Below are 17388 nucleotides of genomic sequence, written 5' to 3'. Positions count from 1 at the left end.
GGCAGTTTTTTCTCAATCCTTTCAAATGATTGGTTTGGGTCCGGATCATTGAATTTCTTTGCGACCTTTGCGGCTTTGCGCGAGAGAATGTAGTTTTTTTGATAAACCATCGACGTGATCGACGAAATCGAACGAAGTCTTGAGAAAATCTTCGTGTCCTTCTTGTACTTCGTGGTAAAAAGGCCTTGCTCATTTTCGTTGTCAGGAGTCAGTCCATGATCAAAATTGCCCCTTCCATTCTCTCCGCTGACTTCTCCCGCCTGGGAGAAGAGGTCCGCGCCATTGAAAAGGGCGGCGCCGACTACGTTCACATCGATGTCATGGACGGCCATTTCGTTCCCAACATCACCATCGGTCCGCTGGTGGTCGAGGCGGTGCGCCGGGTGACCACCCTGCCGCTCGACGTCCACCTGATGATCGAGCATCCCGACCGCTACGTCCCAGACTTCGCCCGGGCCGGGGCCGACATCATCGTCGTCCACGCCGAGGCCTGCCCCCATCTGCATCGCTCGGTGCAGCTGATCAAATCTCTGGGGAAGCGGGCCGGAGTCTCCCTCAACCCGGCGACCCCGCTCTCCTGTCTCGACTACGTCCTCGACGACCTCGACCTGGTGCTGCTGATGACGGTCAACCCCGGCTTCGGCGGCCAAAGCTTCATCCCCGCCTGCCTCCCCAAGATCGAGGCGCTGCGGCGCGAGATCGACCGCCGCGGCCTGGCGGTCGAACTGGAGGTCGACGGCGGGGTGAAGACCGACAACATCGGCCTGATCGCCGGCGCCGGCGCCGAAGTCTTCGTGGCCGGCAGCGCCGTCTTTGGCACCCCCGACTACGCCGCCACCATCGCCGCCCTGCGGGAGAACGGCCGGGCGCTGTCCGCCTGATGCTCGACCCCGCCAGGATCGCAAGGGCGCTGGCCGGGCACCCGCTCCGCTTCATCGACCCCGAAGGACTGCGGCCGGCTGCCGTCCTGCTCCCCCTCTACGTTCGGGAGGGGGCGGATACCGTCCTGTTCACCCGGCGCACCGAACACCTAAATCACCACCGGGGCGAAATCTCCTTTCCCGGCGGCCGCCGGCAGCCGGACGACGTCGACCTGCTGGCGACGGCGCTGCGCGAAACCGAGGAAGAGATGGGAATCCGGCCGGCCGACGTGACCGTTCTGGGACGGCTCGACGATTTCGTCTCGGTGTACGGCTACCACGTCGTTCCCTTTGTCGGCACCTTCCCCTGGCCCTACCGCTTCCGGGTCGATGCCCGGGAGATAGCCGAGGTGATCGAGGTGCCGCTGGCGACCCTGCGCGATCCGGCCATCTGGCGACAGGAGGACTGGCGCCACCAGGGGCGCATCCATCCCGTTCACTTCTGCACGGCGGGCGTGCATGAGATCTGGGGGCTGACCGCGGCGATTCTGCGCCAGTTTCTCCGGCGCGTTTGCGATGGGGAAGGCTGAGGGCGCTCCGGATTCTTGCAATAGCCCGGTTTGTGGGTAGAATAAATGCCAACTATCTGGCCGGAAGGGATTTTTCGCCATGGCTCTGTTCCGCAATCTGGGACTGCTCAACAAGCTCACTGTCGTCGTCACGGCGATCGTTCTCACCTTCTTTGCCCTGGCCACCTACATCGATTACCGGTTGCACAAAGGCTTCATCATCGCCGAGTCGGTGGAAAAGGCACGCATCATCGCCTCCGAGGCAATCCGCGCCCGCGAGTACATTTCCGACCAGTTGCAGATCGGCCAGGTCGAACTTTCCGTCGACCGCTACGGCCTGATCCCCGTGGTCGCTTCGACACGCATCGGCGAACTGGTGGCCCGCGACCTCGACTACCGAATCCGCCAGGTCTCCGATCGCTACCGAAACCAGAAAAACGCGCCCGACACCTTCGAATCCGCAGCCCTGCAGAAGTTTTACCTCAGCCCTTATCTGAAGGAGTACTACGCCGTCACCACCATCCAGGGCGAGCCGGTATTCCGCTATATGCAGCCGTTTCGGGCCGAACAGAGCTGCCTGGAATGCCACGGCGACCCGCAGGCCGCTCCCGACTACATCAAACGACTATTCCCCGAGGAGAAGGATCAGGCATATAACTACAAGATCGGTGAAATCATCGGCGCCGCCTCGGTGACCATTCCCATGGAGAAGCTTTATCGGCAAATCTATGCCAACGTTCGCAACGACTTTTTTTATACCGGCAGCCTCATCCTGGTGCTCATCACCGCCCTGGGACTGCTGACCCGGATGACGGTGACTGTTCCGCTGACCCGCCTCGGCGAGGGGATTCGTGAGATAATCCTCACCGGGCGTTTCGAGACGAAGATTCCGCGCCGCGGCCGTGACGAAATCGGGGCTTTGATCGACGGTTTCAACGAAATGATGGACAACCTGCAGGAGAAGAGTCAGCATCTGGAAGAGTCGGAAAAGCGGTTCCGCTTGCTTACCGAAACGGCCCGGGACGGCATTGTCTCCTTTCTCAGCAACGGCCAGATCATCCTCTTTAATCGCGAGGCCGAGCGGATGTTCGGCTACAGCAAGCGCGAGGCTCTCGGCATGACCATCGACCGGTTCATTCACGAAGAGTGTCAGTCGTTGCGCGAAGCGGGAGCGGAGGCGTACCTCCAGCAGCAAGCCGAAGAACTGATCCGCAAAACGCACCGGATTCCGGGACGCCGGCGGAGCGGTTCCTCCTTCCCTCTGGAGCTTTCTCTCTCCGCAGCTGAATCGGAGGGCCATCTCTTCTATACGGCCATCCTGCGGGAAAAGACTCCCGGGGAGTAATAAACGTCTGAATTTGCGCAGGGCATCGCGGTTTGCCGCGTTGGCCGGCGGCCTTTGATCTGCCGACGGCCCCGGACCTTGGGAAAAGGTCCGGGGCCGTCGGTTTTTGCCGACCAGCGGAAGCTTCACCCTGTCCCGTGGTAAAACTTGACCGAGCCTTTCTTTTCGCATCGTTTTATGGCATAACGGGTGGTCAGCAGTCCGGCCTTGGAACTCAGCCCCGACTCGGGATTTGGCGAATCGAGACCCATGAACACGAATTACCAGCCGCGAACAGCCCAGTTTCTCCAGCGCCTGGCCGATCAAGTCATTATCGGCGATGGTGCCATGGGGACGCTTCTTTACAGCCGGGGGATCCCCCTGGAGACGAACTTCGAATACCTGAACCTGGTCCGCCCGGAAATGGTGCGCCAGGTGCACGACGACTACGTGCACGCCGGAGCCCAGTTGCTCGAAAGCAACACCTTCGGCGCCAGCTCGGTGCGCCTGGCTGCGGTCGGTCTGGAGAAAAAGACCCGGGCAATCAATGTCGCCGGTGCCCGCCTGGCCAGAGCGGCGGCCGGACCGGAGCGCTTCGTCGCCGGGTCGGTCGGACCGCTGACGCTGCCGCGCGGTGAACTGCGGGAGCTTTCCCCGACGGAAAAACAGGCGGTGCTGCACGAGCAGATGGAAGCGCTGGCCGAAGGCGGGGTCGATCTCTTCCTGCTCGAGACCTTTGCCTGTCTGGATGATCTGGAACTGGCCGTGCAGGTGGCCGCCGGTATCGGACTGCCGGCGGTGGCGCAAATGGCCTTCCTCGAGGAAGGTCGCACCCGCGACGGCGCGGCGGCCGAGGAAGTGGCCAGGCGTCTTTCCGGGGCGGGGGTAGCGGTGCTCGGGGCCAACTGCGGGTCGGGACCCCGCGACCTGCTGAAGGTTCTCTCCCGGCTGGCGGCGGTTACCGCTCTGCCCCTTTCGGCCTTCGCCAATTCCGGTTTCCCCCAGTATCTCGACGGCCGCTTCATCTATCTGGCGACCCCCGAATACTTTGCCGGCATGGGGCGGGAGATGGTGCGCGCCGGGGCCGCTCTGGTGGGGGGATGCTGCGGTACCACCCCGGAACATATCCGGGCGCTGGCCGACGCCGTGGCCGGCCTGAAGCCGGGACGGCAGCCCCGCCCGGTGGCCTCTCCGGCAACGCCGGCGCCGCCGGTCGCCGCTGCCGGGCCGCTGCGGACGTTCATCGATGCCTGGGGCGAACGGCCGGTCATCACGGTCGAGCTCGACCCGCCGCGGGGGCTGGACTGCAGCAAGGTGATCGCCGCGGCGCAGGCGCTGGCCGCGGCGCAGGTCGATGCCATCAGTCTGGCAGAGAACCCCCTGGCCCGCATCCGTCTGGGTAATCTGGCCCTGGCGAGGCGCATCCAGGAAGAGGCCGGCCTCGAAGTCATCGCCCATGTGACCTGTCGCGACCGCAACCTGATCGGACTGCATTCCGAATTGATGGGGGCACACCTGCTGGGTCTGCGCAACATTCTGGCGGTGACCGGTGATCCCGTATCGGTGGGAGGGGAGGCGGGGGCGACCAGCGTCTTCGATCTCAACTCGGTGGGGCTGCTGGAACTGCTCACGGCCCTGAACCAGGGCAGGACCCTGCTCGGCAGCGACCTGCAGGGGCACACCGATTTCCTGCTCGGCGCCGCCTTCAACCCCAATCTGCCGAGCATGCAGGGGCAGTTGCGGCGCCTGGAGAAGAAAGTTGCGGCGGGAGCCCGTTTCGTGCAGACGCAGCCGGTCTATGACCGGAGGGTACTCGAGGAGTTGCTCCTCCGCACCGCGCCGCTCGGCGTACCGGTGCTGGTCGGCATTCTGCCTCTGGTGAGCGAGCGCAATGCCGAGTTTCTGCATAACGAGGTGCCAGGGATCGTGCTTCCGGATGAGGTGCGGCAGCGGATGCGGGGGAAAAGCGGGGCCGAAGGTGTGCGCGAGGGAATGGCGGTGGCGCGGGAACTGGTGGAGGCCGGCCGTGGACGGGTCGGCGGCTGGTATCTGATGCCTCCTTTCGGCAAGGTTGAACTGGCTTTGGAGCTTATCGAGACGATTCGCCGTTGAGACCCAGCAGGCGGTCGAGTTCGCCCTTTTCATCCAGATCGAAGAGGTCGTCACAGCCGCCCAGCAGGGCGTCGTCGACAAAAATCTCGGGGACGGTGGTCCGCCCCGAGCGCTCCCGCATCTCCCGCTCCCGCAGGGGGTCGGTGGTGACGTCGTGCTCGAGGAATCCTACCCCCTTGATGCGCAGCAGTTCCTTGGCTCGCTGGCAAAAGGGGCAGTAGCTCTTGGTGTAAATTTCGATCCTCTTCATCGGGCACTCCTTGACGGTGAACTGCATGGCGGAAAAGCAATTTTAACCGAGGTTCGTTAACTTGCAAGGGAGGTCGCCGTATGTTGCCCGTCCTCAACCGCTGGTCGGTTGTTCTGTTGATGGGGCTGCTGCTGGTCGGCTGCGGCCTGGCGGCGCGGCCACAGCAAGAGTTCCAGCCCGTCTTGAAGGACTACGTCGAACGGCTCCGCTGGCGCGATTACCAGCAGGTCGCAGCCTACCTCCCCGATACCGAGCGGGAAGATTTCCTGCAGCGATTTTCAGCCCTGGACGATCTGCACATCGTCGATGTGCAACTGGAGTCGGCCGATTTCGGTGAAGCCGGCCGCCAGGTGCACACCACGCTTACCCTCGAGTACTATCTGATCCCATCCATCACGGTGAAAAAAATTCGCCTGCGCCAGGAGTGGCAGTACCAGGGGGGGGACCGCTACCATCCCGGTACCTGGAAGCTTGCCGGCCCATTCCCACCCTTCCCCTGAACCCCGGCGGTTCCCTGCCCTTTCCGATGGCGTGTAAATGCGCCGTCATTCCGAGCCCTTATTGCGGCTGACCGGGGCCGCGAAGTTAAATTTTTCCTTGCGTTGGCCTTTCCCTTTATGGTATTTAACTGCATACTGTATACAAAATAGCGAGGGGCAACTGCACGCCCGAAGGGGCCTCTTACCTGTTTTCAGAGAGTCATCCGTCCTTTTTTTCGGATTGGCGAAGAAGGGGACTTCAGAGGAGGTCAAGTTGACTCAGGTTGCTTTTTCCAGCTGGGGCAGAAAGATCGTCGACAATCGCAGCGGCGGCGAAGCTGACTTGGCCTCGCTCAAGCTCAAACTGCCCGAGTATTATCAGAACGAAGGCCGGATCGGGGCCTTCATGGGTTGGGACGGCGTGGTGCTGCTCGACCGCGAGACCGACATCGTCGCCATGGCTGCCGAGTACATGAAACGGGTGCAGGAAAACTACTGCTGCGCCAAGTGTACGCCCGGCAAGAAGGGAACCCGTATCCTGCAGGATACGCTGGCTCGCATCGTTGCCGGCAACGGCAAGGAGAGTGATCTGGCGACCATCGAGAGCCTCGCGACATTGCTCGAGAACTGCAAGTGCACTCTCTGCATGACCTCGGTGATCCCGGTGCTCGATACCGTCAAGCACTTCCGCGCCGACTATCTGGCCTATATCCGCGGCGAGCGCAAGCCCAGGTATGCTGCGGCTTACAAGGAAAAGCTCACCGCCCCCTGCATGGACAAGTGCCCGGCGCATATCGACATCCCTGCCTATGTGGAAGAGGTCAAGGACTACCGCTTCGACGAATCGCTTTCCGCCATCCGCCGCAACATGCCGATTCCGTCGGTCTGCGGCCGCGTCTGCCCGCACCCCTGCGAGAAGGCCTGCCGACGGGCGCTGATCGACGAGCCGATCAGCATCATGGTGCTGAAAAGGGTCGCCTCCGACCACGAGTGGATGCACCACAAGCAGCCGCCGATGGTACCCAAACCCCGCCAGAACAAGAAAGTCTGCGTCGTCGGTGCCGGTCCGGCCGGGGTCACCTGTGCCTACTACCTGCTCCTCGAAGGCTACCAGGTGACGATCCTCGACATGCTCAGTGAACCCGGGGGGACGGTGGCGGTCGGCATACCTGATTACCGCATGCCGCGCCACCTGCTGCGGCGGGATATCGAGATCATCACCAGTCTCGGCGGCGAGATCCGCTTCAATACCAAGCTTGGACGCGACGTCTCCCTAAAGCAACTCAAGCAAGAGTACGATGCGGTCTTTCTCGGCACCGGCGCCTTCAAGTCGAAGCCGATGGGGGTCGAGGGCGAGGATGCAGGCTACGAAGGCTTCTCCCCGGGCGGCATCCACTACCTGCGGGCCGTGGCCCTCGGCCAGCCGATCGAAACGCCCAAGCGGGTGATCGTCGTCGGCGGCGGCAACACCGCCATCGACTGCGTCCGCGTCGCCCTGCGCGAGGGGGCCGAAGAGTCGATCCTCGTCTATCGGCGCACGCGCAAGGAGATGCCTGCCGAGCCCTACGAGGTCGACGATGCCGAGGAAGAGAACGTCAAGTTCGAGTTTCTGCGCAATCCGACCCGGCTGATCGCCGAGAACGGCAAGGTCGTCGGCGTCGAGGTGGTGGTCATGGAACTCGGCGAGCCGGACGAATCAGGCCGCCGCCGGCCGGCGCCGAAGCCCGGCAGCGAGTATGTCATCCCCTGCGACATGGTCATTCCGGCCATCGGTCAGGACCCTGATCTCTCTTACCTCGACGACGAGGATTTCGGTATCAAGCAGACCCGCTGGAACAGCATTGTCACCCATGGCGGCACCATGATGACCGACTCCGAAGGTATCTTCGCCGGCGGTGACTGTGAATACGGGGCGATGACCGTGGTGGTCGCTGTCGGCCACGGGCGGCGCGCCGCCCGCGGCATGCATCGCTGGCTCTCCGAAGGCAAGGCCTATCTAAACGAAGAGGACGCCATGGAGGATATCGTCAACGCGCTCGGCGTCTTCGATCCCAACGAGAAGCTCGGCATTCTCGGCGGCCTGCATCGCGAGCACCAGCCCAAGGTGGGCGGCGCCGAGCGGGCAAAACATTACGAAGAGATCGAGCTGGCGATGCCCGAAGACCAGGCGGTGCGGGAAGCCCAGCGCTGCCTGCGCTGCTACCGGGTGGCAATGGTGGCAGTCAGCTGAACCGACGTCGACGCTCGAGGCCGGTCGGAATTCGAGGGCGGCGGGTGATTAATGCCCGCTTGCCCTTTCTGATGCGATAAAGGTGAAGAGACCATGATCAATCTTAAGATCGACGGCAAAGATGTTCAGATTGAAAAGGGGGCAACGATCCTGGCGGCTGCCGAAAAGGTCGGCGTCCACATCCCCACTCTCTGCTTTCTGCAGAAGATCTCCCCAACCGGTGCCTGCCGTATCTGCGTGGTGGAGGTGGCCGGGGCCGACAAGCCGATGACTGCCTGCAATACGCCGGCGGTCGAAGGGATGGTGGTCACCACCCAGTCGGAGAAACTGGCGGTCATCCGCCGGCAGGTGGTGGAGCTGCTGCTGGTCAACCATCCGCTCGACTGCCCGGTCTGCGACGCCGGCGGCGAGTGCGACCTGCAGAACGTCTGCTATGAGCAGGACGTCACCCGTCAGCCCTTCGGCGCCGAGGACGTCAACCATGGGGTGATCAGCAACTGGCCACTGATCCAGCAGGTCCCCAACCGCTGCATCCTCTGCGAGAAGTGCGTCAAAGTCTGCCACGAGGTGGTGGGGGCGAGTGCCATCGTGGTGCGCGAGCGCGGCGATAGGGCGTTCATCGACACCCACGACGGCAAGCCGCTCGACTGTGAATTCTGCGGCAACTGCGTCGACGAGTGTCCGACCGGCACCCTGCTGTCCAAGCCATTCCTGTTCAAGGCCCGCCCCTGGGAGCTGCGCAAGACCGCGTCGGTCTGCACCTACTGCGGCAGCCAGTGCCAGATCGACGTCAACGTCAAGCAAAACAAGATCTGCCGCGTTACCTCCGAGGACGGCGTGACGGTCAACGACGGCACCCTCTGCATCGGCGGCTACTTCGGTTACGGCTACGTCAATTCCCCCAAGCGCCTGGCCCGACCGCTGCTGAAGAAGGGGGAGACGCAAGTTGCGGCCGGCTGGGACGAGGCGCTGACCCTGGTCGCCGACCGGCTGCGGCAGGCCGGCGCCGACAGTGTCGCCGCCCTCGGCTCGCCGCGCCTGACCAACGAGGAAAACTATCTCTTTCAGAAGCTTTTCCGGGCCGCCGTCGGGACCAACAACATCGACTCCGAGGCCCGCTTCGGCGCCCTGCGCGCGCTCAAGGCCCTCGACCGGGCGCTCGGCCTCAAGGGGGCGAGCAACCGGCTCGGGAAGATCGGCCAGGCGGAAGCGGTCCTCGTCTTCGGCTCCGACGTTACGGCCGAGGCGCCGGCGATCGACTGGCAGATCGAAAAGGCCTGCCGCAAGCGTGACGGCAAGCTGGTGGTCGTCAACATGCGCCGGGTCAAACTGGTACGTTACGCAGAGAGCTTCCTCCAGTACCGTCCCGGCAGCGAGGTGCTGCTGGCCAACGCCCTGGCCAGGATCATTCTCGAGAAGGGGCTGGCCGACGAAGCCTACCTGCAGCGCTTCGTCGCCAACCTCGACGAGCTCAAGAGCCACCTGCAGGCCGTCGATCTGGAGCAGGCGGCGCGAGAGACGGGGGTCTCCCGCGAACTGATCGAGGAGGCTGCCCTCCATCTCGGCCGCGCCGGCTCGGTCGCCCTGGTCTTCGGCGGCGACGTGACCAGGAGCGAGGGGGCCGAGGCAAAGGTCGCCGCGCTGGCGAACCTGGCCCTGGTGACCGGCGCCCTGCACGGCGACATCGGTGGCCTTTTTCCGGTCGACGAGAAGGGGAACATGCAGGGACTGCTCGACATGGGAGTCTGCCCCGAGTTCCTCCCCGGCTACCAGGATTACCGCAGCGGACGGCAGAAGTTCGAGGCCGCCTGGAAGGTCCGGCTGCCGGAGGGGGGACGAGACGCCCAGGGGATCCTCGAGGGGATCGAAACGGGAGAGATCAAGACCCTCTATCTCGCCGCCACCAATCCGCTGGTCTCCTTCCCCGACAGCGGCCGCTGGCGCCGGGCGCTGGAGAAGGTCGAGTTCCTCGTCGTTCAGGATATCCTCGCTTCCGAGCTGACCGGGCTGGCCCACGTCGTCCTCCCCGGCGTCTCCTTTGCCGAGAAGAAGGGGACCGTCACCTCCCTCGACCACCGGATCGGCTGCCTCGGCCAGGCCCTTTCCCCCCTCGCCGAGGCGCGTGCGGACGGTGAAATTCTGGCCGCGCTTTACGCCCGGCTGGTCCCGACGGCGACCGTCTCGGACCCGGCGGCCGTGTTGGAGGAGGTGCGCCAACTCACCCGGCTCTACGGTGAGGTCTGCTCCACCGATGGGAGCGGCTGCCGCAGCTGCCTCAAGGAGCCCTTCCGCCCGGATGAGCGGAGCATGACCTACACCCCGGTCGAGCCGAAGGCCATCACCGAGGAGTTGCAGCTGCTCACCGGCAAGATCCTCTTCCACTTCGGCACCACCTCCACCTTTGCCGACGGCAACCTGCAGGTGGCCCCGGCCGGCTACATCGAGATCCACCCCGAGGATGCCGCTGCCTGCGGAATCAAGGAGGGGAGCACGGTGCGGATCACCTCCACCACCGGCTCCGCCCGCGGCCCCGTCAAGCTGAGCGAGAATGTGCCGAAGGGGCTGCTCTTCGCCCCCTATCATTTCGCCGACCTCAACATCCAGCAGGTCATTCCCGCGGGGCAGAACCGCACCGTGGTTCAGGTGGGCAAGCCTTAGCGGCCGCCTTACCTCTCCCATGACAAAAGGCGCCCCGGAACGATCGTTCCGGGGCGCCTTTTTACTATTACGCCGCCTTCCGCGGGGGCATCGTCGTCATGTCTTCTGAGTGCAGGATAAGCAACGGCCGGTCGGGGAAAAAGGCCCGCTGGCCGCTTGGGGCGCGAGTCCTCCCTGGAAGTTCGGGGTGCTGGACCGGAGTTGGCGCGTCCGGTCAGTGCTCGTGATAGTGCATCACCACGAGCAGACAGCTGCCGTCGGCGATGACGTTGACGCCAGCCTGGCGACACCGTTCCACGGCCGCCGGGCTCTCGGCGCCGGGCTGCATCCAGATGTTCTCGATCCCTTTGGCGATCGCCGCTTCGACTACCTCTTCAGTGATCTTCGGCGGCGTGATGACCGAGAGGCTCTTCACTTCAGGCGGCAGGTCGGCGACGCTCGCCACGCAGGGGACTCCTTCGATGGCTTCCGCGCGGGGATTGATCGGGACCGCCTTCCGGCCGTTCTGCAGGTAGCAACGCAGCACCCGGTTGCCGTACTTGTCCCGATTGGTCGAGGCGCCGGCGACGCCGAAGGCCTTTGCGGCCAGGAACTTCTCGATGCGGGGGTCCATGGCGTTCTCCTTGCTGGTTGGTTGCGTTGTCTTAAGCGTAGCAGAGTTTGCCGGGGATTGCCTGTCGCGTATCCCCTTATATCGAGGGGGCGCTATCGACGTCTCCCGCCGAAGATCGAGCCGAGGACGCCGCGCATGATCTGTCGGCCGAGTTGACTGCCGATGGCGTGGGCGGCGCTCTTGGCGGCGGCCTGCAGCAGTTCACCGGCCGGGTTCTCCGGCTCGGCTTGGCGGCGGCCGGGCAGGGGCGGCGGGGTGGCCTGCGCATCGCGCTCGGCCCGGGCCTTTAGGTGTTCGTAGGCCGACTCGCGGTCGACGTGTTTTTCGTAATGGCCGGCGAGGAGCGAGTCGCGGATGATCTCTGCGTGCTCCGCCGGGGTCAGGGGAGCCAGGCGGCTGCGCGGCGGCAAAACCAGCGCCCGCTCGACCGGCGTCGGGGTACCCTTGGTGTCCAGCACCGAGACCAGCGCCTCGCCAACCCCCAGTTCGGTGATGGCGGCGGCGACATCCAGACCGGGATTGGCGCGGAAGGTTTCGGCCGCGGCCCGCACCGCCTTCTGATCGCGCGGGGTGAAGGCGCGCAGGGCGTGCTGGACGCGGTTGCCGAGCTGACCGAGGATCTCCTCGGGGAGATCGAGCGGGTTCTGGGTGACGAAGTAGACGCCGACTCCCTTCGAGCGGATCAGCCGCACCACCTGCTCGATCTTCTCGCGCAGCGCCTTGGGCGGGTCGTCGAACAGCAGGTGCGCCTCGTCGAAGAAAAAGACCAGTCGGGGCTTCTCCGGGTCGCCCACCTCGGGGAGGCGCTCGAAGAGTTCGGCCAGCAGCCAGAGCAGGAACGTGGCGTAGAGCTTGGGGCTGTGCATCAGCTTGTCGGCGGCGAGGATGTTGATCATCCCTCGGCCGCCGGCGCCGGTCTGCATGAGGTCCTCGAGGTCGAGGGCCGGCTCGCCGAAGAAGCGCGCGCCGCCCTGCTGCTCGAGGGCGAGCAGGCTGCGCTGGATGGCGCCGACGCTGGCGGCGGAGACGTTGCCGTAGGTGGTGCGGAAGTCGGCGGCGTGGTCGCCGACGAAGCGGACCATCGCCTGCAGGTCCTTGAGGTCGAGCAGCAGCAGGCCCTGGTCGTCGGCAATCTTGAAGACGAGCTGCAGCACCCCGCTTTGTGTCTCGTTGAGGTCCATGAGGCGGCCGAGCAGCAGTGGTCCCATCTCCGAGACGGTTGTCCGCACCGGGTGCCCCTGTTCGCCGAAGAGGTCCCAGAAGACCACCGGGAAACCTTCCCAGGCAAAATCGGCGAGGCCCATGCCGGCGGCGCGTTCGGCGACTTTGGGGTGGTCGCCTCCCGAACGGGCGAGGCCCGAGAGGTCACCCTTGATGTCGGCCATGAAGACGGGAACCCCGAGGCGGCTGAACTGCTCGGCCAGCACCCGCAGGGTGACGGTCTTGCCGGTGCCGGTGGCGCCGGCAATCAGACCGTGGCGGTTGGCCATTTTCGGCAGGACGCCGATTTCCTCGGTGCTCCGGGCAATCGGCAATGGCTCGTTGGTTGAAAGGTTCATGGCATGGCCTCCGGGAAAGGAATGGCATTTCGAACGCCGGCATCATAGCGCAGGAAGAGTGACGTCGCAAGAGGAGGCCGTCAGCCCGGTTTGCCGAACCAGCCGCGCCCCTCCATCCACTTGGCCAGTTCCAGAACGGGGCAGATGGTGAAGGAGAGAGCGGCGACGATGGCCAGATCCACCGGCGCCAGGCTGACGGTGGAGAAGGGCCGGTGCAGCGGCGGAAGATAGACGATCAGGGCGAGCAGCGCCAGCTCCCAGAGGATCGCCAGGTTCAGCCATTTGTTGGCGAAGGGCCGCCTGAGCACCGACAGGTGGTCGGAGCGGAAGTTGTAGGCCTTGAAGAACTGGATCAGCACCAGCGAGACGAAGGTCACCGTCATCGCGTGCGTGAGGCTGCCGTTCTCCAGTTCCCAGAGAAACAGGCCGAAGTTGACCAGCGCCGACCAGACCCCGCCGACCACCATCAGGACGACCACCGGCCGGGTGAAGATGCCGGAGCGGGGATTGCGCGGCGGCCGGCGCATCAGGTCGGGTTCGGGCGGGTCGACCGCCAGGGCGAGGGCCGGCAGGCCGTCGGTGGCGAGGTTGACGTAGAGGATCTGCACCGCGCTCAGGGGGAGCGGCAGCCCGGCCAGCGAGGCGGCGGCGATCAGGCCGATCTCGCCGATGTTGGAGGAGAGGAGGTACATCAGGTACTTCTTGATGTTGCCGAAGATCCCCCGCCCCTCTTCGACGGCCGCGACGATGGAGGCGAAATTGTCGTCGGTCAGCGTCATGGCGGCGGCCTCCCGGGTGACGTCGGTGCCGGTGATCCCCATGGCGATGCCGATGTCGGCCTTCTTCAGCGCCGGCGCATCGTTCACGCCGTCGCCGGTCATGGCGACGATCTCCCCCTGCGCCTGCAGGGCCGTCACCACCCGCAGCTTGTGAGCCGGGGAGACGCGGGCGAAGACTTCGATCTGCTTCACCTCGCGGGCGAACTCCTCCTCCCCCATTTTTTCAAGTTCCGCACCGGTGACGACGCGGTCCCGCACGAGCAGACCCAATTCGCGGGCAATGGCCCGGGCGGTGACCGGATGGTCGCCGGTGATCATCATCACGGCGATGCCGGCCTGGCCGCAGGTCTCGACGGCGGCGGCGGCCTCGGCGCGAGGCGGATCGATCATCCCCGCCAGGCCGAGAAAGGTCATTTCCCTTTCGGCATCCTGCCGGGAGGCTCCCGCTTTGGATGCCACTGCCAGCACCCGCAGCGCCTCCTGCGCCATCCGGTCGGCGATCTCCAGAATCGCTTGCCGGCCGGCGTCGTCGAGCTCCCGCTCCCCCTCCCCGGTCAACTGCCGGGTGCAGGAAGCGAGGATCACCTCCGCCGCCCCTTTGGCGCAGGCGACCACCCCCTCCGGTGTTTCGTGCAGGGTGGTCATGCGCTTGGTTTCGGAGGTGAAGGGGATCTCGTCCACCCGGGGGCAGCGCGCATCGAGCTCGGCCTTCTCCAGTCCGGCCTTGGCCGCCGCCACCACCAGCGCCCCCTCGGTGGGGTCCCCCTTGACCTCCCAACGGTCCTGCTCGCCGACAGGCCTGACGTGCGCGTCCGAGGCGAGGACGGCGGCCTGCAGCAGCCGCTCCAGCGGTGCGGGGACGCCGATCTCCCTGCCGTCCCGGGAGAACCGGCCGGTGGGCTCATACCCGGAACCGCTGACCTCGATCATCTCGCCGGCGACGTAAATCCTGCGCACCGTCATCTCGTCCCGGGTCAGCGTGCCCGTCTTGTCCGAGCAGATGATCGAGGTGCTCCCCAGGGTCTCCACTGCCGGCAGACGGCGCATCAGCGCGTGACGCCGGGCCAGGCGCTGCACGCCGATCGCCAGCGAGACGGTGACGACGGCGGGGAGGGCCTCGGGGACGACCGCCACCGCCAGGGCGATGCCGAACAGCAGGATGTCGATGAAGGGCTGGCCGCGTAAAAGGCCGAGCCCGACGATCACCGCGACCACCAGCAGGGCAGCCCAGGCCAGCAGGCGGCCGACCCGGTCGAGATTCTCCTGCAGCGGGGTGCGTCCGGTCTCTACCGTCTCCAGCATTTTGGCAATCTTGCCGAATTCGGTTGCCATGCCGGTGGCGACCACCACCGCCCGTCCCCGGCCGTAGGTCGCGGCGGTGCCGGCCCATACCATGTTGCGGCGGTCGCCCAAGGCCAGTTCGCCGGCGGCGAGGGGGCCGGTTCCCTTCTCCACCGGCGTCGACTCGCCGGTCAGGGCGGCCTCCTCGGTCTGCAGATTGACCGCCTCGAGCATCCGGGCATCGGCCGGGACCTTATCCCCCGCCCGCAGCAGGATGATGTCCCCGGGGACCAGGTCGCGGGCCGGAATTTCGTCCTCCTCGCTGTTACGCAGAACCGTTGCGGTGAGGGCGGCCAGCCGCCCCAGCGCCTCGATGGCCCGCTCGGCCCGCCATTCCTGCACGAAGCCGAGGACCACGGCGAAGAGGACGATGACGGCGATGGCGACCGCTTCGAGTTCATGGCCGAAGAGGGCCGAGAGGGCGGTGGCGACCAGCAGGATGAGGATGAGAATGTTCTTGAACTGGGCAAGGAGGATCGCCCAGGGCGAGATGCGCCGGGCGGCCTGCAGTTCGTTCGGGCCGTACTCGGCCAGGCGGCGGGCGGCTTCTTCCCTGGAGAGGCCGTCCGGCGAGGCTTCGAGCTGTTCGAGAACCTTTTCGGCTTCGAGCTGGTGCCAGTTCATGAGGGTACGATCCGTGCGAGGTTGTGGCGCCCGGACGACTCGCCCGCCTTGCGCCGGCGGCGAGGGGCATTACCAATTGTACACGGTGCCTCCGGGATGGGTAGGGAGCGAGGGTGATTTGCACGGGGCGGGGGGAAACCGGGTGGGGTGAAGGCCCGGCGTACGGCCGGGCTGCCGGCGAGGGGTTGACCGGCAGCGGCAGTGGCGCTATAGTCTGTCCGCCCAGAAAAAATTTCGGAGGACTTCTCTCATGCCAACTTACCAGGTCACCTACGACGTCGGCGGCGACATCTGCAGCGCCCTGATCGAAGCCACCGGGCCGGTCGAAGCGACCCGGCTCTTCCTCGAGCAGAACCGCGAGGGAAACCCCGTCGTCCTCTGCGTCGTGCGCCAGTAGCCCGCCCCGGCGTCCGCACCCGGGCGCCGCCCCCCTGCCGTTTGCGCCGTCGGCGCCACCCCCTATACTTGAAGGCAGAGATCCGAACGCTCGCCGGGAGCCTGCCATGATCGCGCGCCTCCCCTTCCGCTACCTGGAGCCGACCTTCTTCGCCGGCCAGCTCGATGACCCGGTGCTGCTGGTGCGGGTGCGGCCGCGCGGGAAAAACCTGCTGGTCGACTGCGGCCAGATTCACCACCTGGCCAAGCGCGTCCTCAAGGGGGTCGAGGCGATCTTCATCAGCCATGCCCACATGGACCACTTCATGGGCATCGACACCTTCATCCGCCACAACCATGTCTCCCCCCGCACCTTCGACCTCTACGGACCGCCGGGCATCGCCGGGCGGCTGGCGCACAAGCTGGCCGGCTACGACTGGAACCTGACCGAGGATTACTGGTGCACCTTTCGCGTCCACGAGATCTATCCCGGCCGCACCGAGAGCTGGGAGCTGGCCGGGCCGGACGGTTTTCCGTGCCGCTTCGCCGGGACGGCGGCGCGGCCGGAGCGCACCATCTACCAGGGGGACTATCTGCGGGTGGAGGCGGAGCTGTGCGACCACAAGATCCCGGCTCTCGCCTTTCGCCTCACCGAGCGGGAGGCGTTCGCGGTGGACGCGGAGAAGCTGCGGGGCCAAGGCCTGGTGCCGGGGCCCTGGCTGCGGGAGCTGAAGCGGCGCTTCTGCCGGCGGGAGCTGGGCGAAGGGCCGCTCGCCGTCCTGCGCCGCGAGGGGGAAACGGTCCGCGCAGAGGCGGTCGCCGACCCCGCCGCCCTCTTTGCGGCGATTCGCAGTCCGGCCGAGCCGGCGAGCATCGGCTATCTTACCGACGTCGGCTTCACCACGGAGAACCGGCAGAAGGTGCGCTCCCTGCTGCAGGGGGTGACGCTGCTGGTCTGCGAGTGCTCCTACCTGGCGGCCGATTGCGACAAGGCGCGGGCCTCCTACCACCTCTGCAGCCGCGATGTGAACGAACTGGCGCGGGAGCTGGCGCCCGCCTTCCTGCTGCCGATGCACCTCTCGAAGAGCTACGTCGGCCGTGGCGAGCAGCTCTACCGGGAGCTGGATATGCCCCCCGGCGTCACCCTGCTGCGCCTCCCCGAGCGCCTCACCCCCCGTCCCCTGCTGCCGGCCGAGGTGGCCGGGCTGCTCCCCTGAAAAGCTCAAGCCGGTTTTATGGGCCGGATTGCCCATCCCGTTCAGGCATCCCCCTTGGGCCGGTAGAAGGCGACGGCGTTGTCGAACAGGACCTTGCTCGCCAGATCCTCGCCCAGCTCGTCGAGCACCAGCAGCAGGTCGTCGTCACTGTAGGGACGCGGCGCCCGGGTCGAGGGGAGGTCGGTGCCGAAGAGCAGTGCCCCGGGGTTGGCGGCGCAGATGGCGCGGAGCGCCTCCGGAACGTCGAAATCGACCCGGCCGAAACCGGTGGCCTTGACCCGCCCCCCCCTCTCCACCAGCCGCAGCAGGGTGGGGAACGAGGGGGAAGTGAGGGTCGATGATGTGGAAGTGGCTTTCGAATACCTTGTAAGGGGGGATGGCTCTGGCGGTCATGGGTA

General features: G+C 65.6%; 13 protein-coding genes and 1 pseudogene. 9 read left to right on the top strand and 5 right to left on the bottom strand.

The genetic code is table 11. The features are described 5' to 3' along the window. Positions 1-215 precede the first annotated feature (215 nt). The 4 genes from rpe (at position 216) to VD811_09235 (ending at position 4865) form a co-directional block, all read left to right on the top strand. Positions 216-881, top strand: a complete 666-nt coding sequence (rpe, locus tag VD811_09250) for a ribulose-phosphate 3-epimerase (protein ID HXV21153.1) — start codon at positions 216-218, stop codon at positions 879-881. After that, complete coding sequence (locus VD811_09245) at positions 881-1450, top strand: CoA pyrophosphatase (GenBank protein ID HXV21152.1); 570 nt, start codon at positions 881-883, stop codon at positions 1448-1450. Before rpe ends, VD811_09245 begins: the two co-directional genes overlap by 1 nt. A gap of 79 nt (positions 1451-1529) precedes the next feature. After that, entirely contained in the window at positions 1530-2774 is a 1245-nt protein-coding gene (locus VD811_09240) for a DUF3365 domain-containing protein (GenBank protein ID HXV21151.1), read from the top strand. 249 nt (positions 2775-3023) lie between these two features. Next, on the top strand, positions 3024-4865 hold the full coding sequence (locus tag VD811_09235; GenBank protein HXV21150.1) for a bifunctional homocysteine S-methyltransferase/methylenetetrahydrofolate reductase: 1842 nt from the start codon (positions 3024-3026) through the stop codon (positions 4863-4865). Here the strand turns inward: VD811_09235 and grxC are convergent. Then, positions 4843-5115 carry a glutaredoxin 3 gene (gene grxC / locus VD811_09230; GenBank protein ID HXV21149.1) on the bottom strand — a complete coding sequence of 91 codons (273 nt, stop codon included), beginning with the start codon at positions 5113-5115 and terminating at the stop codon, positions 4843-4845. The two genes, VD811_09235 and grxC, sit on opposite strands and share 23 nt — an antisense overlap. 80 nt (positions 5116-5195) lie before the next feature. On the opposite strand from grxC, the gene VD811_09225 reads away from it, so the two are divergent. The 3 genes from VD811_09225 to VD811_09215 all read left to right on the top strand — a co-directional run bounded on the left by VD811_09225 (position 5196) and on the right by VD811_09215 (position 10482). Beyond that, entirely contained in the window at positions 5196-5615 is a 420-nt protein-coding gene (locus tag VD811_09225; protein ID HXV21148.1) for a hypothetical protein, read from the top strand. A 253-nt stretch (positions 5616-5868) separates the two neighbouring features. After that, entirely contained in the window at positions 5869-7824 is a 1956-nt protein-coding gene (locus VD811_09220; protein HXV21147.1) for an FAD-dependent oxidoreductase, read from the top strand. Positions 7825-7917: 93 nt separating this feature from the next. Beyond that, positions 7918-10482, top strand: coding sequence for a molybdopterin-dependent oxidoreductase (locus VD811_09215; GenBank protein ID HXV21146.1), 2565 nt, complete (start codon positions 7918-7920; stop codon positions 10480-10482). Positions 10483-10696: 214 nt separating this feature from the next. On the opposite strand, the gene VD811_09210 is transcribed toward VD811_09215, so the two are convergent. From VD811_09210 to VD811_09200, 3 genes are all read right to left on the bottom strand, one after another. Then, positions 10697-11095, bottom strand: a complete 399-nt coding sequence (locus VD811_09210) for a CoA-binding protein (protein HXV21145.1) — start codon at positions 11093-11095, stop codon at positions 10697-10699. 92 nt (positions 11096-11187) lie between these two features. Then, a complete protein-coding gene (locus VD811_09205; GenBank protein ID HXV21144.1) occupies positions 11188-12654 on the bottom strand; it encodes a helicase HerA-like domain-containing protein in 1467 nt (488 codons plus the stop codon). 80 nt (positions 12655-12734) lie between these two features. After that, positions 12735-15398, bottom strand: coding sequence for a cation-translocating P-type ATPase (locus VD811_09200; GenBank protein HXV21143.1), 2664 nt, complete (start codon positions 15396-15398; stop codon positions 12735-12737). 250 nt (positions 15399-15648) lie between these two features. On the opposite strand from VD811_09200, the gene VD811_09195 reads away from it, so the two are divergent. Continuing rightward, on the top strand, positions 15649-15795 hold the full coding sequence (locus VD811_09195; protein HXV21142.1) for a hypothetical protein: 147 nt from the start codon (positions 15649-15651) through the stop codon (positions 15793-15795). Between the two features lie 106 nt (positions 15796-15901). Next, a complete protein-coding gene (locus tag VD811_09190; GenBank protein HXV21141.1) occupies positions 15902-16990 on the top strand; it encodes an MBL fold metallo-hydrolase in 1089 nt (362 codons plus the stop codon). Between the two features lie 41 nt (positions 16991-17031). Here the strand turns inward: VD811_09190 and VD811_09185 are convergent. Continuing rightward, a pseudogene (locus VD811_09185) lies at positions 17032-17313 on the bottom strand (amidohydrolase family protein). Positions 17314-17388: the final 75 nt, after the last annotated feature.

Source organism: Desulfuromonadales bacterium (genome assembly GCA_035620395.1).
GTDB lineage: Bacteria > Desulfobacterota > Desulfuromonadia > Desulfuromonadales > DASPGW01 > DASPGW01.
The sequence above is the reverse complement of the archived record's forward strand: the minus strand, read 5'-3'. Positions and strand labels throughout refer to the sequence as shown.

What these genes read in the sequence shown, in the direction of transcription:
- rpe (HXV21153.1), top strand. Translation starts at nt 216, where the DNA reads ATGATCAAAATTGCCCCTTCCATTCTCTCCGCTGACTTCTCCCGCCTG.
- VD811_09245 (HXV21152.1), top strand. Translation starts at nt 881, where the DNA reads ATGCTCGACCCCGCCAGGATCGCAAGGGCGCTGGCCGGGCACCCGCTC.
- VD811_09240 (HXV21151.1), top strand. Translation starts at nt 1,530, where the DNA reads ATGGCTCTGTTCCGCAATCTGGGACTGCTCAACAAGCTCACTGTCGTC.
- VD811_09235 (HXV21150.1), top strand. Translation starts at nt 3,024, where the DNA reads ATGAACACGAATTACCAGCCGCGAACAGCCCAGTTTCTCCAGCGCCTG.
- grxC (HXV21149.1), bottom strand. Translation starts at nt 5,115, where the DNA reads ATGAAGAGGATCGAAATTTACACCAAGAGCTACTGCCCCTTTTGCCAG.
- VD811_09225 (HXV21148.1), top strand. Translation starts at nt 5,196, where the DNA reads ATGTTGCCCGTCCTCAACCGCTGGTCGGTTGTTCTGTTGATGGGGCTG.
- VD811_09215 (HXV21146.1), top strand. Translation starts at nt 7,918, where the DNA reads ATGATCAATCTTAAGATCGACGGCAAAGATGTTCAGATTGAAAAGGGG.
- VD811_09210 (HXV21145.1), bottom strand. Translation starts at nt 11,095, where the DNA reads ATGGACCCCCGCATCGAGAAGTTCCTGGCCGCAAAGGCCTTCGGCGTC.
- VD811_09205 (HXV21144.1), bottom strand. Translation starts at nt 12,654, where the DNA reads ATGAACCTTTCAACCAACGAGCCATTGCCGATTGCCCGGAGCACCGAG.
- VD811_09200 (HXV21143.1), bottom strand. Translation starts at nt 15,398, where the DNA reads ATGAACTGGCACCAGCTCGAAGCCGAAAAGGTTCTCGAACAGCTCGAA.
- VD811_09195 (HXV21142.1), top strand. Translation starts at nt 15,649, where the DNA reads ATGCCAACTTACCAGGTCACCTACGACGTCGGCGGCGACATCTGCAGC.
- VD811_09190 (HXV21141.1), top strand. Translation starts at nt 15,902, where the DNA reads ATGATCGCGCGCCTCCCCTTCCGCTACCTGGAGCCGACCTTCTTCGCC.